Source organism: Nonomuraea sp. NPDC003754 (assembly GCF_053605785.1).
Genome location: NZ_JBSGJX010000016.1, coordinates 37,810 through 56,378, shown reverse-complemented (window position 1 = coordinate 56,378; position 18,569 = coordinate 37,810). Strand labels below are relative to the sequence as shown.

The 18,569-nt window shown below is 70.9% G+C and carries 17 protein-coding genes and 1 pseudogene; 5 read left to right on the top strand and 13 right to left on the bottom strand.

The genetic code is table 11. The features are described from left to right. Positions 1 to 40 precede the first annotated feature (40 nt). Genes hisF through hisD form a run of 9 tightly spaced genes read right to left on the bottom strand, consistent with a single transcriptional unit; the run spans position 41 to position 6,192 of the window. Positions 41 to 802, bottom strand: coding sequence for an imidazole glycerol phosphate synthase subunit HisF (hisF, locus tag ACWEVS_RS21035; RefSeq protein WP_354910403.1), 762 nt, complete (start codon positions 800 to 802; stop codon positions 41 to 43). After that, positions 799 to 1,203 (bottom strand): Rid family hydrolase, encoded by a 405-nt coding sequence (locus ACWEVS_RS21030; RefSeq protein WP_354910537.1) that lies wholly within the window; start codon positions 1,201 to 1,203, stop codon positions 799 to 801. The genes hisF and ACWEVS_RS21030 overlap by 4 nt, the downstream gene beginning before the upstream one ends. A gap of 21 nt (positions 1,204 to 1,224) precedes the next feature. Next, on the bottom strand, positions 1,225 to 1,947 hold the full coding sequence (gene priA / locus ACWEVS_RS21025) for a bifunctional 1-(5-phosphoribosyl)-5-((5-phosphoribosylamino)methylideneamino)imidazole-4-carboxamide isomerase/phosphoribosylanthranilate isomerase PriA (RefSeq protein WP_354910400.1): 723 nt from the start codon (positions 1,945 to 1,947) through the stop codon (positions 1,225 to 1,227). Between the two features lie 5 nt (positions 1,948 to 1,952). Further along, entirely contained in the window at positions 1,953 to 2,282 is a 330-nt protein-coding gene (locus ACWEVS_RS21020) for a hypothetical protein (protein ID WP_449920951.1), read from the bottom strand. A 51-nt stretch (positions 2,283 to 2,333) separates the two neighbouring features. Beyond that, on the bottom strand, positions 2,334 to 2,966 hold the full coding sequence (gene hisH, locus ACWEVS_RS21015) for an imidazole glycerol phosphate synthase subunit HisH (RefSeq protein ID WP_452552871.1): 633 nt from the start codon (positions 2,964 to 2,966) through the stop codon (positions 2,334 to 2,336). Continuing rightward, positions 2,963 to 3,118 (bottom strand): hypothetical protein, encoded by a 156-nt coding sequence (locus tag ACWEVS_RS21010; RefSeq protein ID WP_354910395.1) that lies wholly within the window; start codon positions 3,116 to 3,118, stop codon positions 2,963 to 2,965. The genes hisH and ACWEVS_RS21010 overlap by 4 nt, the downstream gene beginning before the upstream one ends. A gap of 43 nt (positions 3,119 to 3,161) precedes the next feature. Then, positions 3,162 to 3,773 (bottom strand): imidazoleglycerol-phosphate dehydratase HisB, encoded by a 612-nt coding sequence (gene hisB / locus ACWEVS_RS21005; RefSeq protein WP_354910535.1) that lies wholly within the window; start codon positions 3,771 to 3,773, stop codon positions 3,162 to 3,164. Positions 3,774 to 3,817: 44 nt separating this feature from the next. Further along, positions 3,818 to 4,888 (bottom strand): histidinol-phosphate transaminase, encoded by a 1,071-nt coding sequence (locus ACWEVS_RS21000; protein WP_449920954.1) that lies wholly within the window; start codon positions 4,886 to 4,888, stop codon positions 3,818 to 3,820. Continuing rightward, the gene (gene hisD, locus ACWEVS_RS20995; RefSeq protein WP_452552869.1) at positions 4,885 to 6,192 is read right to left on the bottom strand and encodes a histidinol dehydrogenase; all 1,308 of its coding nucleotides are present in this window, start codon (positions 6,190 to 6,192) and stop codon (positions 4,885 to 4,887) included. Before hisD ends, ACWEVS_RS21000 begins: the two co-directional genes overlap by 4 nt. Positions 6,193 to 6,333: 141 nt before the next feature. On the opposite strand from hisD, the gene ybaK reads away from it, so the two are divergent. Beyond that, positions 6,334 to 6,831 carry a Cys-tRNA(Pro) deacylase gene (gene ybaK, locus ACWEVS_RS20990; protein ID WP_452552867.1) on the top strand — a complete coding sequence of 166 codons (498 nt, stop codon included), beginning with the start codon at positions 6,334 to 6,336 and terminating at the stop codon, positions 6,829 to 6,831. A gap of 63 nt (positions 6,832 to 6,894) precedes the next feature. Then, positions 6,895 to 8,265 (top strand): amidase, encoded by a 1,371-nt coding sequence (locus ACWEVS_RS20985; RefSeq protein WP_452552866.1) that lies wholly within the window; start codon positions 6,895 to 6,897, stop codon positions 8,263 to 8,265. 30 nt (positions 8,266 to 8,295) lie between these two features. Here ACWEVS_RS20985 and ACWEVS_RS20980 read toward each other — a convergent pair whose 3' ends face one another. Beyond that, complete coding sequence (locus ACWEVS_RS20980) at positions 8,296 to 8,814, bottom strand: hypothetical protein (protein WP_452552864.1); 519 nt, start codon at positions 8,812 to 8,814, stop codon at positions 8,296 to 8,298. Between the two features lie 66 nt (positions 8,815 to 8,880). Here ACWEVS_RS20980 and murA point away from each other — a divergent pair, with 66 nt between their 5' ends. Next, positions 8,881 to 10,191, top strand: a complete 1,311-nt coding sequence (gene murA / locus ACWEVS_RS20975; protein ID WP_452552862.1) for a UDP-N-acetylglucosamine 1-carboxyvinyltransferase — start codon at positions 8,881 to 8,883, stop codon at positions 10,189 to 10,191. A 165-nt stretch (positions 10,192 to 10,356) separates the two neighbouring features. Then, the gene (locus ACWEVS_RS20970; protein WP_452552860.1) at positions 10,357 to 12,546 is read left to right on the top strand and encodes a transglycosylase domain-containing protein; all 2,190 of its coding nucleotides are present in this window, start codon (positions 10,357 to 10,359) and stop codon (positions 12,544 to 12,546) included. A gap of 37 nt (positions 12,547 to 12,583) precedes the next feature. On the opposite strand, the gene dnaE is transcribed toward ACWEVS_RS20970, so the two are convergent. Beyond that, entirely contained in the window at positions 12,584 to 16,111 is a 3,528-nt protein-coding gene (gene dnaE / locus ACWEVS_RS20965) for a DNA polymerase III subunit alpha (RefSeq protein ID WP_452552858.1), read from the bottom strand. Between the two features lie 184 nt (positions 16,112 to 16,295). Between dnaE and ACWEVS_RS20960 the strand changes: the two genes are divergently transcribed. Continuing rightward, positions 16,296 to 17,663 carry an amino acid permease gene (locus ACWEVS_RS20960; protein WP_354910373.1) on the top strand — a complete coding sequence of 456 codons (1,368 nt, stop codon included), beginning with the start codon at positions 16,296 to 16,298 and terminating at the stop codon, positions 17,661 to 17,663. Here ACWEVS_RS20960 and ACWEVS_RS20955 read toward each other — a convergent pair. Next, positions 17,626 to 17,904 (bottom strand): chorismate mutase, encoded by a 279-nt coding sequence (locus ACWEVS_RS20955; RefSeq protein WP_449921437.1) that lies wholly within the window; start codon positions 17,902 to 17,904, stop codon positions 17,626 to 17,628. The two genes, ACWEVS_RS20960 and ACWEVS_RS20955, sit on opposite strands and share 38 nt — an antisense overlap. Positions 17,905 to 18,033: 129 nt before the next feature. Beyond that, positions 18,034 to 18,450 (bottom strand): annotated as a pseudogene (locus tag ACWEVS_RS20950) (chorismate mutase); the annotation flags it as partial. Positions 18,451 to 18,569: the final 119 nt, after the last annotated feature.

Here is an 18,569-nt window from a genome sequence, read left to right as displayed (position 1 = left end):
CCGTCAGGGCGCCGGCCGTCCGCGACCGTGGGACGGCCGGCTACCTGACCGGGTGGCCGGCCTGGCGCAGGCTGTCCTTCACCTCGGAGATCTTCAGCGTGCCGAAGTGGAACACCGACGCGGCCAGCACCGCGTCGGCGCCCGCGGCGACGGCCGGCGGGAAGTGCTCCAGCCGCCCGGCGCCGCCGCTGGCGATCACCGGCACGCTGACCGCGGCCCGCACGGCGCGCAGCATCTCCAGGTCGTAGCCGTCGAGGGTGCCGTCGCCGTCCATGGAGTTGAGCAGGATCTCCCCCACACCGAGCTCCTGGCCGCGCGCCGCCCACTCGACCGCGTCGATGCCGGTGCCGCGCCGCCCGCCGTGCGTGGTGACCTCGAAGCCCGAGGGCGTGCCCGGCGCCCTGCGGGCGTCGACCGACAGCACGACGCACTGGGCGCCGAACCGCCGGGAGGCCTCGGTCAGCAGCTCCGGCCGGGCGATGGCCGCGGTGTTGAGCGACACCTTGTCCGCGCCGGCGCGCAGCAGCCTGTCGACGTCGTCGACCGAACGGACGCCGCCACCCACGGTCAGCGGGATGAAGACCTGCTCGGCGGTCCTGCGGACCACGTCGAACATCGTCTCCCGCTCCCCCGACGAGGCGGTGATGTCGAGGAAGGTCAGCTCGTCGGCGCCCTCCTCGTCGTAGCGGCGGGCCAGCTCCACCGGATCACCCGCATCGCGCAGGTTCTCGAAGTTGACGCCCTTGACCACCCGTCCCGCGTCCACGTCCAGACACGGGATGACTCGAACCGCGACAGTCATGCTCGAAACGCCTCGATCTCGATCTCCACCAGCATCCGCTTGTCGATCAGCCCGGCCACCCTGACGCCCGTGCACGCGGGCCTGACGTGCCCCAGCACCTCCGACAGCGCGGTGCCGACCGCGTCGTAGTGGCCGTCGTCGACCACGTAGTAGCGCACCATGACCACGTCCTCCCTGGTCAGCCCGGCCGCCTCCACCGCGTCGAGCGCGATGTCGAAGGCGGTCATGGCCTGCCGGTAGGGGTCGCCCTCGTGCTGCACCTCGCCGTCGACGGTGGCCGTGCAGCCGGAGACCACGACCCGCGGCCCCGCCACGACGGCGCGGGCGTAGCCGTACCTGTCCTCCCAGACGCCGCCGGAGAAGATCCTCGTCCCTTCGCGCACGCAGCCTGCCTGGCCCATCACGCGTCCCTCCCTCAGGTCCTAGCCGCGTACCGCGGCCAGGGCGTCTTCCAGCGTGAAAGCCTGCGCGTACAGTGCCTTGCCCACGATCGCGCCCTCCACGCCGTGGGGCGCGAGAGAGGAGAGGGCGACGAGGTCGTCGAGGGAGGAGACCCCTCCACTGGCGACGACGGGCTTGTCGGTTCGATCGCAGACCTGGCGCAGCAGGTCCAGGTTCGGTCCGCGTAGTGTTCCGTCCTTGGTCACGTCCGTCACCACGTACCGGGGGCAGCCGTCGGCATCGAGCCGGTCGAGCACCTCCCAGAGATCGCCGCCCTCCTCGGTCCACCCGCGGGCGGCGAGCGTGGTGCCGCGCACGTCGAGCCCGACCGCGATCTTGTCACCGTGCTCGGCGATGACGCGCCTGCACCAGTCCGGGTTCTCCAGCGCCGCGGTGCCGATGTTGACCCTGCGGCAGCCGGTGGACAGCGCCGCCGCCAGCGAGGCGTCGTCGCGGATGCCGCCGGTCAGCTCCACGTTGATGTCGAGCTTGCCGACCACGTCGGCCAGCAGTTCCCTGTTGGAGCCGCGGCCGAAGGCGGCGTCGAGGTCGACCAGATGGATCCACTCGGCGCCCGCCTCCTGCCAGGCCAGTGCCGCGGTCAGCGGGTCGCCGTAGCCCGTCTCGGTGCCGGCCTCCCCCTGCACGAGGCGTACGGCCTGGCCGTCGACGACATCCACGGCGGGCAGCAGTACGAACGACATGTTCCTCAGGTCCTCCGGTCAAAGGCGAGCGTGACGATCACAGGGACGAACAGCAGGGAGAGCACGAACACGGCCAGGCTGACCTGCCACGACGACCACAGCAGCCAGACCAGCAGCTGGGCGACGAGGAAGAGCACGGCGACGAGGCCGTTCTGCGCCCGCTGGCGGCGGGCGATGAGCCCGCCCTGCCTGGCGTAGCGGACCGGGCGCGGGACCAGCCGGGCGAGCAGGGCGCTGCGGCGCGACCTGCGCGCCATCCGCTCGGCGTTCAGCAGGGCGGCGCGCTCGCGCTCGGCCTCGCGGGCGGCCCGGCGCCGGGCCCGTTCCTTGCTCACGGCACCGCCCCCGACCTGCCGGTGGGCGGGGGCGCCATCACCGCGGCCCGTTCACAGCGTGCCGACCCAGTTCTTCAGCAGGGCCGCGCCCGCGTCCCCTGACTTCTCCGGGTGGAACTGGGTGGCCATCAGCGGGCCGTTCTCCACCGCGGCCACGAACGGCACGCCGTGCTCGGCCCAGGTGACCAGTGGTGGGGCGAAGCCCTCGCCCGGATGCAGCTCCCATTCGCGCACGCCGTAGGAGTGGACGAAGTAGAAGCGGGTGTCGGCGTCGATCCCGGCGAACAGCACGCTGCCATCGGGCGCCTTGACGGTGTTCCAGCCCATGTGCGGCAGCACGGGGGCCTCCAGGTGCTCGACCGTGCCGGGCCACTCGCCGCACCCCTCGGTGACCACGCCGTGCTCCACGCCGCGCTCGAACAGGATCTGCATGCCGACGCAGATCCCCAGCACGGGACGGCCGGCCGACAGGCGGCGGCCGATGATCCTGTCGCCGATGACGCTCTTCAGCCCCACCATGCACGCCGCGAAGGCGCCCACGCCCGGCACGACGAGGCCGTCGGCGGCCATGGCGGCGTCGTAGTCGGCGGTGACCGTCACCTGGGCGCCGGTCCTGGCCAGCGCCCGTTCGGCCGAGCGCAGGTTGCCCGAGCCGTAGTCGAGGACGACGACGTTCTTGCTCACCACCACAACACCCCCGCCACCAGCGCCATCGCGGCGCCGACGCCGCAGACCACCGCGCCGATCCGCAGGCCCTGCTTGATCAACGACACCACGCCGCCGACCAGGAAGAGGCCGATGAAGACCATCACGATCGCCGTCCAGTTGTCGCTCATGCAGCCTCCCCCCGTGCCGGCCCGGTCGTCCGGCGGCACTCGGTCACAGCACGCCCTTGGTGCTCGGGACCCCGATGGCACGCGGGTCGCGCTCGCTGGCCTCGCGCAGCGCCCTGGCCAGCGCCTTGAACTGGGCCTCGACGATGTGGTGGGCGTTGCGCCCGTACGGCACGCGCACGTGCAGGCAGACGGCCGCCTGGGCGACGAACGACTCGAGGATGTGCCGGGTCATCGTCGTGTCGTACTCGGGACCGATCATGGGGGCCATGCCGTCGGGCTCGGAGTGCACCAGGTAGGGGCGTCCGGACAGGTCGACGGTCACCTCGGCGAGCGCCTCGTCCAGCGGGCAGGACGCGTTGCCGTAGCGCCTGATGCCGGACTTGTCGCCCAGCGCCTCACGGAAGGCGGCGCCCAGTGCCAGCGCGGTGTCCTCGATGGTGTGGTGCGAGTCGATGTGCAGGTCGCCCTCGGTCTTGACGGTCAGGTCGAACAGACCGTGCTTGCCGAGCTGGGCAAGCATGTGGTCGTAGAACCCGACCCCGGTGGCGACGTCGACCACGCCGGTGCCGTCGAGGTTCACCTCGACCAGGACCGACGTCTCCTTCGTCACGCGCTCGACACGTCCGACTCGAGCGCGGCCGCCTTCGTCGGCCACCTTCGATGCCGAGCTGTGTCGATCGGTTCGCTCGCTGCGCTCACTCACAGGACCCCCTCCAGGGCTGCACGGAATGCCGTCATCTCCTCAGTGGTGCCGATCGACACCCGCAGCCACTCGGGCGGCCCGACCTCGCGGATCAGGACGCCTCGCTGGAGCAGCCCCTCCCAGATCGTGCGCCGGTCACCGAACCGGCCGAACAACACGAAGTTCGCGTCCGAATCGGCGACCGTCAAGCCCTTGCCGCGCAACCATTCGACGATGTCGTCGCGCTCGCGCCGGAGCGTGTCGACGGTGCCGAGCAGCTCGGCCCGGTGCCGCAGCGCGACCCTGGCCGTGGCCTGCGTGACCGTCGACAGGTGGTACGGCAGCCGGACCAGCAGCATCGCCTCGACCACGGCCGGGTGCGCTGCCAGGTAGCCCAGGCGGGTGCCCGCCATGGCGAACGCCTTGGACATCGTCCGCGTCACGATCAGCCGGGGGTGGTCGGCCAGCAGCGTCAGCGCCGACGGCGTGCCGGTGCGGGCGAACTCGGCGTAGGCCTCGTCCACCACGACCATGCCGGGAGCGGCCGCGGCGACCCGCGCGATGGTCTCCAGCGGCAGCGCGGTGCCGGTCGGGTTGTTGGGCGAGGTCAGGAAGACGATGTCGGGCCGGTGCTCCTCGACCGCGGCGACGGCCTTGCCGGGGTCGAGCGAGAAGTCCTCCTCGCGCGCGCCCGAGATCCACTCCGTGCTGGTGCCGGTGGTGATGATCGGGTGCATGGAGTAGGACGGCTCGAAGCCGATCGCGGTGCGCCCATGGCCGCCGAAGGCCTGCAGGATCTGCTGGAGCACCTCGTTGGAGCCGTTGGCGGCCCAGACCATGTCGCGGGTCAGCCCGTGGCCCAGGTAGTCGGCCAGGTCCTGGCGCAGGGCCAGGGCGTCCCTGTCGGGGTAGCGGTTGAGCGCCGCCGCGCCGCGCCTGATCTCCTCGGCCAGGTCGTCGACCAGCGCCTGGGAGGGCGGGTAGGGGTTCTCGTTGGTGTTGAGCTGCACCGGCACGTCGAGCTGGGGAGCGCCGTACGGCTTGCGCCCCCGCAGGTCGTCGCGGATCGGCAGGTCGTCGAACCTCATGAGGGGATCTCCCAGTCGAACCTCGCGCGGATGGCGGCGCCGTGGGCGGGCAGGTCCTCGGCGTCGGCGAGCACGCAGGTGTGCTCGGCCGCCCCGGCCAGCGCCTCGCGGGTGTAGTCGATCACGTGGATGCCGCGCAGGAACGACTGGACCGACAGCCCGCTGGAGTGGCAGGCGCACCCGCCGGTGGGCAGCACGTGGTTGGAGCCGGCGAGGTAGTCGCCCAGGCTCACCGGGCTGTAGGGACCGACGAAGATCGCGCCCGCGTTGCGCACCCTGGCCGCCACCTCGGCCGCTCCGGCCGTCTGGATCTCCAGGTGCTCGGCGGCGTAGGCGTCGACGACCCTGAGCCCGGCAGCCAGGTCGTCGACCAGCACGATGCCCGACTGCCGGCCGGCCAGCGCCTCGGAGATCCGCTCGGAGTGGCGGGTCGCGGCGACCTGTCCCGGCAGCTCCTTCTCGACCGCCTCGGCCAGCTCGACGCTGTCGGTGACCAGCACGGCCGCCGCGATGACGTCGTGCTCGGCCTGGCTGATGAGGTCGGCGGCCACGTGCCGGGGGTCGGCGGTGGCGTCGGCGAGGATGGCGATCTCGGTGGGGCCCGCCTCGGAGTCGATGCCGATGACGCCCTTGAGCAGCCGCTTGGCCGCGGCCACCCAGATGTTGCCTGGTCCGGTCACCATGGTGGCGGCCGGGCACTCCTCGGTGCCGTAGGCGAACATCGCCACGGCCTGCGCCCCGCCGACGGAGTAGACCTCGTCCACGCCGAGCAGCGCGCAGGCGGCCAGGATCGTGGGGTGCGGCAGCCCGCCGAACTCCTTCTGCGCGGGGCTGGTGACGGCCAGCGACTCGACGCCCGCCTCCTGGGCGGGGACGACGTTCATGACCACGCTGGAGGGGTAGACCGCGCGCCCGCCCGGTACGTAGAGGCCGACGCGCTCGACCGGCACCCACCGCTCGGTGACCGTGCCGCCGGGGACCACCTGGGTCGTGGTGTCGGTGCGCCGCTGGTCGCGGTGCACCTTCCTGGCCCGCGTGATCGACTCGACGAGGGCGGCCCTGACCTTGGGGTCAAGGTCGTCCAGCGCCTGCCGGATCGCCTCGGCGGGAACCCTGGCGGACGTGATCTCGACACCGTCGAACCTGGCGGTCAGCTCGCGAACGGCTGCCGCCCCGCGATGGCGCACCTCGTCGCAGATGGGCCGCACCTTCTCCAGGGCGGCCTCGACGTCGAGTTCGGCGCGGGGCAGCACGTCGCGCAGGTTCTCCGGCAGAGAGCCGCGCAGGTCGATACGGGAAATCACCCATACAGTCTACGGACAGTCTCAGGCACAACCGCTTCTGTCCATATTGCGGGACCGCCAGGGCATTCGCCGTATTTCTCCATGCATGGCGGGGCATTTCCGCAGGCACGGCGTGGCCGCCGATCCTCTACGATCGGCACCGTGAGCAAGGCGAAGAAGGGCGGGCAGGGCACCCCCGCGACGGTCGCGCTGGCCAAGGCACAGGTCGACTTCACGCTCCACCCCTACGAGCACGACGCCAACGCCCAGGCCTACGGCGAGGAGGCCGCCGACGCGCTGGGCCTGCCGTACGACAGGATCTTCAAGACGCTGGTGGCGGAGGTCGAGAGCGGGCTCGCGGTGGCGGTCGTGCCGGTGGCGGGCAAGCTCGACCTGAAGGCGTTCGCCGCGGCGCTGGGCGGCAAGCGGGCCGCGATGGCCGACGCGGCGAAGGTCGAGCGGGTCACCGGCTACGTGGTCGGCGGCATCAGCCCCCTCGGGCAGCGCAAGCGGCTGCCCACCGTGGTCGACGCCTCCGCGCTGGACTTCGAGACGATCTACTTCTCGGCCGGCAAGCGCGGCCTGCAGATCGAGACCGCGCCGGCGAACCTGGTCGCGCTCACCGGGGCGGCCACCGCGCCGATCGCCAAGACCGGTTGAGGGCCGGTCAGCTGGCAATCCTTGCCATCGCCGGGCGCGGGCGCATGCGGCAGGATCGCAAGAGTGACCGAACTGCACTACCTCACCGCCACTGAGATGGCCCGCCTGGTGCGGGCCCGCGAGGTGAGCGCCGTCGAGCTGCTCGAGGCCCACCTGGCGCGCATCGAGCAGGTCAACCCGGCCGTCAACGCCATCGTGACGCTGGTCGCCGAGCGCGCGCTCGACCAGGCCAAGGCGGCCGACGCGGGCGAGCCCCGAGGTCCGCTGCACGGCGTGCCCGTGGCCCACAAGGATCTCGTCGACACCGCGGGCATCAGGACCACGTACGGCTCGCCGCTGTTCGCCCATCACGTCCCCGGCCAGGACGACCTGCTGGTCGAGCGACTCAGGAAGGCCGGGGCGATCACGGTGGGCAAGACCAACACGCCCGAGTTCGGCACCGGCTCGCACACCGTCAACGAGGTGTTCGGCGCCACCCGCAACCCCTACGACCTGTCCAGATCCGCCGGCGGCAGCAGCGGGGGCGCCGCGGCCGCGCTGGCCACCGGGATGGTGCCGCTGGCCGACGGCTCCGACATGGGCGGCTCGCTGCGCAACCCGGCCAGCTTCTGCAACGTGGTCGGCCTGCGCCCGACGCCGGGCCGCGTTCCCGACATCTCCGACACCGCCGCCTGGTACACGCTGGCGGTCTCGGGGCCGATGGCCAGGACCGTCGAGGACCTGGAGCTCATGCTGTCGGTGATGTCCGGCTTCGACCCGCGCTCGCCGTACGCGATCACCGAGCCGTACACCCCCGACCCGGAGACCTCCGTGCGCGGCCTGCGGGTGGCCTTCAGCCCCGACCTCGGCGGCCTGCCCGTCGACCCCGAGACCGCGGCGGTCACGGAGGCGGCGGTGCGGGTGCTCGACCGGCTCGGCGCCGTCGTGGAGCGCGTGGACCTCGACCTGTCCGACGCCGACGACGCCTTCAGGACCTACCGCGCCTGGTATTACGCGCTGAGCTTCGGCGAGCTGGAGAGGCTGGGCGCCAACACCGCCTGGAACGTCGAGCAGGGCCGTACGGTGACCGGCGCCGACCTGGCCCGCGCCGAGAAGCTGCGCAGCGGCCTCTACCAGCGCATGGCCGCTTTCTTCGACACCTACGACGTGCTGGTCGCGCCGGTCAGCCAGGTGCCGCCGTTCCCCGTCGAGCGGCCCTACGTCGACGAGATCAACGGTGTGAAGCTGCCCGACTACCTGGCCTGGATGCGCTCGGCGTACTGGATCAGCGTCCTGCACGCCCCCGCGGCCTCGGTGCCGGCCGGCTTCACCTCGACGGGGCTGCCGGTGGGCGTGCAGATCGTCGGCCGGCCGTTCGCCGACGCCAGGGTGCTGCGCGTGGCCCGCGCCTTCGAGCAGGCCACCGGGTACGGCTCGCGCCGCCCCGATCTGTAGCCCGGCCTGTAGCGCGGCCTGAAGAGCGGTCTAGAGGCCCTCGATCTCCCCGTACGGCCGGCGCAGCGGCGACTCGCGGTAGGCGACCACGGCCTCCATCGTCCCGTAGAGCCCCACCGCGAGCAGCGGCCAGGCCACCAGCACGCCCTTGGCGGTCAGGACGAGCGCTCCGGCCACCACCTTCACGCCGGGCACGGCGGCGGCGGCCTCCACGGTGACCGTGCCGAAGGTGAAGGTCGTGCCGGCCCACTGCGCGACGAAGGCCGCGGCGGCGCCGCCGGCCGCCAGCCCGAGCAGCACCTCCAGGCGCCTGTCACGGGCCAGGTTCCACGCCACGACCGCGCAGACCAGCCCGATGCCACCCGTGACCACGGCGAACCAGCCGTCGGCGGCGATGAGGGCCTGGGTGGAGGGGTCGGCCAGCACCGGCCGGCCGTTGACGATCGCGTAGGGCGCCCGGGGCGCGAGCAGGGACCAGGCCAGACCCGCGGGGACGCCGAGGGCGGCCAGCGCCAGAACGGTCACCGCGAAAGCCCGCACATGCCCCACGAGGCCACTCCCCCTCACAAGTGTGTCCGAACCTGCTCGATGGTATCCCCCGGCTAGGCTCATGCCGTGATTGAAGACAAGGTCTGGCTGATCGAGCCCTCCGGTCCGCTGCGTGGCGATGTGGAGGTCCGCGGATCCAAGAACGCGGTGTCGAAGCACATGGTGGCGGCCATGCTCGGCACCGGTGAGAGCTCCATCCACAACGCCCCCGAGGTGGGTGAGGTCGGCATCACCGCGGCGATGCTGGAAGCGCTCGGCATCCACGTGGAGATCACCAAGAAGGAGATCAGGATCGCGAAGGGGCAGGAGATCCAGCCCCGTGTGCCCAACGCCTTCAGCGGCCTGAACCGCATCCCGATCCTCATGCTGGGCCCGCTGCTCCACCTGGCCGGCGAGGCGTTCGTGCCGCTGGTCGGCGGCGACCCCATCGGACGCAGGCCGGTCAACTTCCACGTCGAGGCGCTGCGCACCATGGGCGCCGAGGTCGAGGTGGGCGAGGACGGCATCCACGCCAAGGCGACCAGGTTGCGCGGCGCCAGGATCCAGCTCCCCTACCCCAGCGTCGGCGCGACCGAGACGATCCTGATGTCGGCGGTGCTCGCCGAGGGCAAGACCGTCATCAAGAACGCCGCCATGGAGCCCGAGGTGGTCGAGCTGGCGCTGTTCCTGCAGCGGATGGGCGCCAGGATCGAGCTGTCCCCCGACCGGCGGATCGTCATCGAGGGCGTGCCCGAACTGCACGGCGCGCAGACCTGGCTCGCGGGCGACCGCATCGAGGCCTTCTCCTACCTGGCGGCGGGCCTCATCACCAGGGGCGAGGTGCGCGTGCACGGCTGCCCGCAGGACCGCCTGGTCACCGCGATCACCACGCTGGCCAGGATGGGCGCCCAGTTCGACATCAACGACGACTACATCTGCGCCACCGCGCCGCCCGAGGGGCTGCGTTCGGCGGCCGTGCAGACCGACACCCATCCCGGGTTCATGACCGACTGGCAGACGCCGCTGATGGTGCTGTTCACCCAGAGCCAGGGCATGTCGGTGCTGCACGAGACGGTCTTCGAGAACCGCCTGGTCTACGTGCCCGCGCTGCAGCAGATGGGCTGCGAGATCGAGGTCTTCGACCAGTGCCTCGGTGGTCCCGCCTGCCGCTACCACGACACCAACGCCAAGCACTCGGCCGTGGTGCGCGGGGTGTCCAAGCTGCGCGGCGCCGACGTGATGCTGCCCGACATCAGGGCGGGCTTCTCGGCGGTGCTGGCCGCCGCGGTGGCCGACGGCTCCTCCAGGCTGCGCGGCGTGCACCACATCGAGCGCGGCTACCACCACCCGTTCGAGCAGTTCCGCTCGCTCGGCCTGGACCTCCACCGAGAGGGCTGACCGGGCACGGCCGTCAACCGGACAGAGGAGGCTGACCGGGCACGGCCGTTAACCGGACAGAGGGGGCCGATCGGGCGCGGCGCGCGTTCCATGAGCGCGTTTGCAGATCGCAAAGGCTGCTGAAGCAGGCGTTTGGCGCCCTCGTCCGCGTTGCAGATCATCTGAGTGACTGTGCTCAGATGCGTCGTCGGGCTCGGCATGGCGGGCGCGATCGGCGGCGTGCTGACCGCGGCGGTGGCGGTCCCGGCGGTCAGCGGGGCCGGAATCGCCGTCCGCGAAGCCGCCGCCACCTTCACCGACCTGCCGCCCGCCCCGCGCGAGGAGCCGCTGTCGCAGGTCACCACGCTGCTGGACAAGAACGGCAAGCCGTTCGCGCAGTTCTACAAGGCCAACCGGACGCCCGTGACGCTCGCCCAGGTGGCGCCGGCGATGCGCGACGCCATCGTGGCCATCGAGGACGCCCGCTTCTACGAGCACGCCGGCCTGGACATCAAGGGCACGCTGCGCGCGATCATCACCAACACCCAGGCGGGCGGCATCAAGCAGGGCGGCTCGTCGCTGACCCAGCAGCTGGTGAAGAACATCCTGGTCGAGAACGCCGACACCGAGAAGGAACGGCAGGCCGCCCGCGCGCCCAATCTGTCCCGCAAGATCAGCGAGCTGCGTTACGCCCTGGCGCTGGAGGACAAGTACCGCAAGGACGAGATCCTCGAGCGCTATCTCAACATCGCCTACTTCGGGGCGGGCGCCTACGGGGTCGAGGCGGCGGCCCGGCGCTTCTTCTCCACCACGGCCGGCAGCCTCACGCTGGCCCAGGCGGCGACGCTGGCGGGGGCGGTGCGCCTGCCGTACACCACCGATCCTTCACTGGGCCCTGAACGGCGGGCACGGCTGCTTGAGCGCCGCGACATCGTCCTGGACCGCATGGCGAGCCTGAACATGATCTCCGCCGAGACGGCGGCGGCCACCAAACGGCAGCCGCTGGACATCAGGCTGCGGCCCGAACCCGGCGGGTGCGCCGAGAGCGAGTACCCGTACTTCTGCCTCTACGTGCAGCGCGAACTGCTGACCAACCCCGTCTTCGGCGACACCACGGCCGAACGGGAGCGCCGCCTGTCCATGGGCGGGCTCGTGCTGCGCACCACGCTCGACCCCGTCGCGCAGCGCGCCGCCGAGCAGGCGATCAGGCAGCGGGTGCACCCCGTGGACACCGAGGTCGCCGCCGAGGCGATGGTCGAGCCCGGCACGGGCAGGATCAGGGCGCTGGCGGCCAGCAAGAGGTTCGGCCGCAATCCCGGCGACCGCAAGAACGGGCCCAGGACCACCTTCAACCTGCCCGCCGACGTCAAGCACGGCGGCGGGATGGGACTGCAGGCCGGCTCGACGTTCAAGGCGTTCACCCTGGCCACCGCGCTCAAACAGGGCTGGCGCTTCGACCAGGGCTTCAAGACGCCCGGCAGCTTCGTCCCCGCCGACGGCTACCGCAACTGCGCGGGCCGGCCGGTCAACGCGCCGACCACCACGATCTACAACGCCAGCGGCGAGGGCAAGGGCGGCCCGCACAGCCTGTCCACGGGCACGTGGAACTCGGTGAACATCTTCTACATGATGCTGGAGCGCAGGGTCGGCCTGTGCGAGGTGGTCAAGACGGCCAAGTCGCTGGGCATCGTCAGGGCCGACGGCACCCCGCTGCGCGAGGTGCCCACCTTCACGCTCGGTGTCAACGAGATGGACCCGCTCACCGTGGCCGCCGCCTTCGCCGCCTTCGCCGCCCGCGGGCGCTACTGCCGTCCGATGGCGCTCGTCGACATCACCGACAGCCAGGGGCTTCGCACCACCGTGCGGCCCACCTGCTCGCAGGCGTTGGAGCGGGACGTGGCCGACGCGGTCAACCACGTGCTGTCCGGGGTGTTCACCAAGGGCACGATGAAGGGGCAGGGCATCGGCAGGCCCGCGGCGGGCAAGACCGGCACCACCGACGGCTACACCGCGGCCTGGTTCGCCGGATACACCCCTGACCTCGCGGCGGCGGTGAGCGTGGGCGACATCCGCGGCTCCTACCGCTATCCGCTGCAGGGGGTGACGATCGGCGACGAGTCGTACGGCTCGGTGCAGGGCGCGTCGCTGCCGGGGCCGATCTGGGTGGCCTCGATGGAGTCGGCGCTGCGCGACACCGACGCGACGCCGTTCACCCGCCCCGACATGAGCCGCTTCGGCGGCGGACACACCCCGGGGCTGGCCAAGGCGGAGGCCGCGGCCCGGCGCGCCGAGATCCGCCGCTACGTGCAGAAGTACCGCGAGCGGTACCGCCGGTTCTACCGGTGGATGACCAGACACCAGGCCCGCCGCCGCTGACCGGAGGGGTGACGACGGCGGGCCGCCGATGCCGGTGTCAGCCGCCCAGGCAGGCGGGGCCGAGGAGTTGTTTGAGGTCGCCCATGAGGGCCGGTGAGGGTGTCACCCGCAGCCGGTCCTCCACCCGCATGACCGTGGTCTTGGGGCCGTTGTGCACCTGTAGGTGCACCTCGGAGGTGCCGGGGTGGGTGGTCAGGATCTCCTTCAGCCGGCCGACCACCGGCGGCGTGCACCGGCTCAGCGGCAGGCTGACCAGCAGCGGGCCGCCCGCCTCCTGGGTGAGGTCGGGTGCCGTCACCTCCATCGCGATGATCTTGGCCACGTCTTCGCGCTTGTCGATGCGCCCCTTGACGAAGACGATGGCGTCCTCGGCCAGGATCGTCGAGCACAGCTGGTAGGCCGACGGGAAGATCATCACCTCGATCGCGCCCTCGAGGTCCTCCAGCTGGGTCAGCACCCAGGTGTCGCCCTTCTTGGTGACCTTGCGCTGCACGCCCGACAGGATGCCGCCGACCGTCACGACCTGACCGTCGGCGCGGCTCTCGTCCTGCAGCGAGGCGATCGAGCAGTCGGCACCGGAGGCCAGGATGTGCTCCACGCCGAACAGCGGGTGGTCGGAGACGTAGAGGCCGAGCATCTCCCGCTCGAACTGCAGCAGGGTGTTCTTGTCCCACTCGCCGACCGGGATCTGCACGTCGAAGGTCTGGTCCTCGCCGCCGTCGACGGCGCCGAACAGGGAGTCCTGGCCGATGGCCTCGTTCTTCTTGATGTCGATGATCGCGTCGACGGCCTGCTCGTGCACCATGACCAGGCCCTTGCGGACGTGGCCGAGGGAGTCGAAGGCGCCCGCCTTGATCAGCGACTCGATCACCCGCTTGTTGCAGACGATCGCCGGCACCTTGCGCAGGAAGTCCTTGAAGTCGGCGTAGCGGCCCTTCTCCTTGCGGGCCGCCAGGATGCCGTCGACGACGTTGCCGCCGACGTTGCGGATGGCCGACAGGCCGAAGCGGATGTCGCTGTCGTGCGGCGTGAAGTCGAAGTCGGAGTCGTTGACGTCCGGCGGGAAGACCTTGATGCCCATGCGGCGGCACTCGTTGAGGTAGAGGGCCGACTTGTCCTTGTCGTCCTTGACCGAGGTGAGCAGCGCGGCCATGTAGGCGGCCGGGTAGTTGGCCTTGAGGTAGGCGGTCCAGTACGCGACCAGGCCGTAGCCGGCGGTGTGGGCCTTGTTGAAGGCGTAGTCGGAGAAGGGCAGCAGGATGTCCCACAGGGCCTTGATGGCAGCCGGCGAGAAGCCGTTGTCCTTCATGCCCTTCTCGAAGAACTCGTACTGCTTGTCCAGCTCGGACTTCTTCTTCTTGCCCATGGCGCGGCGCAGCAGGTCGGCGCCGCCGAGGGAGTAGCCGGCCACCCGCTGGGCGATGGCCATGACCTGCTCCTGGTAGACGATCAGGCCGTAGGTCGTGTCGAGGATGTCCTTGAGCGGCTCCTCCAGCTCCGGGTGGATCGGGGTGATCTCCTGCTGGCCGTTCTTGCGCAGCGCGTAGTTGGTGTGCGAGTTGGCGCCCATCGGGCCGGGCCGGTAGAGCGCGAGGGCGGCGGAGATGTCCTCGAAGTTGTCGGGGCGCATGAGCCGCATGAGCGAGCGCATGCCGCCGCCGTCGAGCTGGAAGATGCCGAGGGTGTCGCCGCGGGCCAGCAGCTCGTAGGTCTTGACGTCGTCGAGCGGCAGGTCGAGCAGCTCGATCTTCTCGCCGCTGGTGAGCTCGATGGCCTTCAGGCAGTCGTCGATGATCGTGAGGTTGCGCAGGCCCAGGAAGTCCATCTTCAGCAGGCCGAGCGTCTCGCAGGTCGGGTAGTCGAACTGCGTGATGATCGCGCCGTCGGAGTCGCGGCGCATGATCGGGATGTAGTCGGTGAGCACCTCGGCGGACATGATGACGCCGGCGGCGTGGACGCCGGTCTGCCTGATCAGGCCCTCCAGGCCCCTGCCGAGGTCCATCGTCGCCTTGACGTCGACGTCCTCCTCGTACAGGCGGCGCAGCTCGCCGGCCTCGGCGTAGCGGGGGTGGTCCTTGTCGAAGATGCCCGACAGCGGGATGTCCTTGCCCATCACCGCGGGCGGGAAGGCCTTGGACACCCGGTCGCCCAGCGCGTACGGGTAGCCCAGCACGCGACCGGCGTCCTTGATGGCGGCCTTCGCCTTGATGGTGCCGAACGTGGCGATCATGGCGACCTTGTCGGCGCCCCACTTCTCGGTGACGTAGCGGATCACGTCGGCCCGCCTGCGCTCGTCGAAGTCGATGTCGACGTCGGGCATGGAGACACGTTCGGGGTTGAGGAACCGCTCGAAGATCAGGCCGTGCGGGATCGGGTCGAGGTCGGTGATGCCGAGCGCGTAGGCCACCAGCGAACCGGCCGCCGAACCACGGCCGGGACCCACCCTGATGCCGTTGTTCTTGGCCCACATGATGAAGTCGGCGACCACGAGGAAGTAGCTCGGGAAGCCCATCTGGAGGATGACGCCGAGCTCGTTCTCGGCCCACGCCCGGTGCTCCTCGTCCACGCCGTCGGGGAAGCGCCGCTCCAGGCCCTTCCACACCTCCTGGCGGAAGAACTCCTCCTCGGTCATCCCGTCGGGGATGGGGAAGGTCGGCATGAGGTTCTTGTGCGTGAAGAACCCCGTCGGGTCGACCTTCTCGGCCACCAGCAGCGTGTTGCGGCAGCCCTCGGCCCACAGGTCGGAGGAGTCGACGGCGCGCATCTCGTCGGCCGACTTGATGTAGTAGCCGCTGCCGTCGAAGCGGAAGCGGTCGGGGTCGGACAGCTGCTTGCCGGTCTGGATGCACAGCAGGGCGTCATGGGAGGCGGCGTCGGACTCGTAGGTGTAGTGCGAGTCGTTGGTGACCAGCGGGGGGATGCCCAGTTCCTTGCTGATCCTGGTCAGCCCGTCGCGGACCCTGCGCTCGATGTCGAGCCCGTGATCCATGATCTCCAGGAAGTAGTTGTCCTTGCCGAAGATGTCCTGGAACCTCGCGGCGGCCTTGACGGCCTCGTCGTACTGGCCGAGGCGCAGCCTGGTCTGCACCTCGCCGGAGGGGCAGCCGGTGGTGGCCATCAGGCCGTCGGCGTGCTCGGCGAGGATCTCGGCGTCCATGCGCGCCCACTTGCGCACGAAACCCTCGGTGTAGGCGCGCGACGACAGGCGCATCAGGTTGTGCAGGCCCGCCCTGTTGCGCGCCCAGATCGTCATGTGGGTGTAGTAGCCACCCGCGGAGACGTCGTCCTTCTTCTGGTGCGGCTCGCCCCAGAGCACCGGCCGCTTGTTGTGGCGCAGCTCGGGGGCGACGTAGGCCTCGATGCCGATGATCGGCTTGATGTCGGCTGCGGTCGCCTGCCTGTAGAAGTCGTAGGCGCCGTGCATGTTGCCGTGGTCGGTGATGGCGATGGCGGGCATGCCCAGCTCGCCGACCTGTTTGAACATCTGCTTGAGGCGCGCGGCCCCGTCCAGCATGGAGTACTCGGTGTGTACGTGCAGGTGTACGAACGAGTCGCTGGACGACATGGAGCGGCGCCTCCTCGATCGAGAGCGGATGTGCAGGCTTCGAGCCTAGTGCTCCGCACCGACTTTTCCGGCCGTCGGCGCCACCGTCTGACGAGGTGTACGGCCTCGGCTACAGGTTGCCCGGCGAGCCCTCGCGAACCCTTCCAGCCTGCGCATATATCGTTCTTGTGACGAAGGAGACACGGTGTGCGCGCAGCTGGAAGAGGGGTACTCCCACGCGCTGGGCAACCGCCAGGTGCAGATGATCGCGATCGGCGGTGCCATCGGCGTCGGGCTGTTCCTCGGCGCGGGCGGGCGTCTGGCCGCGGCGGGGCCCGCGCTCGTGCTGTCGTACGCGGTGGCCGGCCTGGCCGCCTTCTTCGTCATGCGGGCGCTCGGCGAGCTGGTGCTCTACCGGGCGACCTCGGGCTCCTTCGTGGAGTACGCGGCCGAGTTCATCGGACCGTGGGCCGCCTTCACCAGCGGCTGGATGTACTGGATCAACTGGGCCTTCACCGGCATCGCCGAGCTGACGGCGGTCGCCACCTACGTCCACTACTGGGCGCCGCGCTTCCCGCAGTGGCTGACCGCGCTGATCGCGCTGGGCTTCGTGCTGACGGTCAACCTGCTGTCGGTCCGCGTCTTCGGCGAGCTGGAGTTCTGGTTCGCCCTGCTGAAGGTGCTGGCCATCTGCGCCTTCCTGGTCGCCGGCCTGTTCCTGGTGATCACCGGCGCGAACGTGGGCGGCACCCAGGCCGGCGCGGCCAACCTCGTGGCCCACGGCGGGTTCTTCCCCAACGGCTTCCCCGTCGTGCTGATGAGCCTGCAGGCGGTCGTCTTCGCCTACGCCTCGATCGAGCTGGTGGGCATCGCGGCGGGTGAGACCAAGAACCCCCGGCAGGTCATGCCGAGGGCGATCAACGGCGTGGTGTGGCGCATCGCGGTCTTCTACGTGGGCTCGATCCTGCTGCTGGCCATGGTGCTGCCGTGGACGGCCTACAGCGCCGACGAGTCACCGTTCGTCACGGTCTTCGACCACCTGGGGGTGCCCTGGGTGGCCGACGCGATGAACCTCGTCGTCATCACGGCGGCCACCTCCTCCTTGAACTCGGGCCTGTACTCGACCGGGCGCATCGTGCGAGCCATGGCGCTGAAGGGCGAGGCGCCGCACTTCACCGGCAACCTGAGCTCCCGCCACGTCCCCTACGGGGGGATCCTGATGACCGCGGCGGTCTTCCTCGCGGGGGTCGTGCTGTTCTACTTCCTCCCCGAGCGGGCCTTCGCCATCGCCACCGCCGTCGCCTCGCTCGGCGTGATCACCACGTGGGGCACCCTGGTGTACTGCCAGTTGCTGCTGCGGCGTACCGGGCACCGCTCGAGCTTCCCGATGCCGGGCTCGCCGTACGCCAACTGGTTCACGCTGGGCTTCCTGGCGCTGGTGGTGGTGCTGATGGCCTTCGCCGACCAGGACCAGCGGGTGGCCTTCTTCCTCATCCCCGTGCTCGCCGCGGCCATCGCCCTCGGGTGGAAGGTGGTCAGCTCTCCTCGGCGAGGTGCAGGCCCGCTTCGATGACCGCGTTCATGATCGGGGCGAGGCGCTCGACGCCGAGCCTGGGCGCGCGCTCGGCCATCCTGGCCACCAGCTGACGTTCCCGCTCCATGTCGCGGCCGGCGAACCCGCCGACGGGCTTGAGCGACTGGATGACACCGGCCAGCTCGGCCCGCCGTTCGAGGAGGGTGGCGAGGGCGGCGTCCACCCTGTCGACGGCGGCGCGGGCCTCGGCCAGGGTCTCGGGGGTGTCGTGGCGCGCCAGCGCGCCGAAGAGCGTGGCCGCCTCGCGCGCCTGGGCGACCTCCTCGTCGGCGGCCGAGGGCGACAGCAGCAGGCCGTCGGCGCCCGCCGCGACGGCGGCGCCGGCCAGGGAGGGGTCGGCGGAGACCTCGGCCAGCACCGGCCGTCCCGAGCGGGCCTTGGCGGCGCGCAGCAGCGACAGGTCGAGGGCCAGGTGCCCGGCGGGGGTCTGACCGCCGCTCTCGCACAGGGCCACCTGGTCGTTGCCCTCGGCCGCGCAGGAGTCGGCGACGGCCAGCCACTCCTCCAGGGTCGCGGCGTGGCCGCGCTGGACGATCACCGGCAGGCCGAGCCTGGCCGCCGCCCGCACCAGCGGGAGGTCCCGCATCCAGGCCGCCCCCACCACCACGCCCGCGGCGCGCTCGGCGATGGCGGGCAGGTCGTCGGCCGAGGACGGCTCGACGTACACCGGGCCGTCGAGCACGTCCTCCACCCGCACCCGCCCGTGGTGCGGGCGCAGGCTGATCCATCGGGTGACGGCGGGACGCTTTTCGAGGGTGGAAGACATCTCGATCCCAACGCTCAAGCCGGTCCGTGCGGAGCCGGCGGTCTCCAGGAAAGAAAAAGGGCAGAGACCCGAGGTCTCTGCCTGTCGCCGGCTCCAGGTGGTCGCTACCGCATGACCGG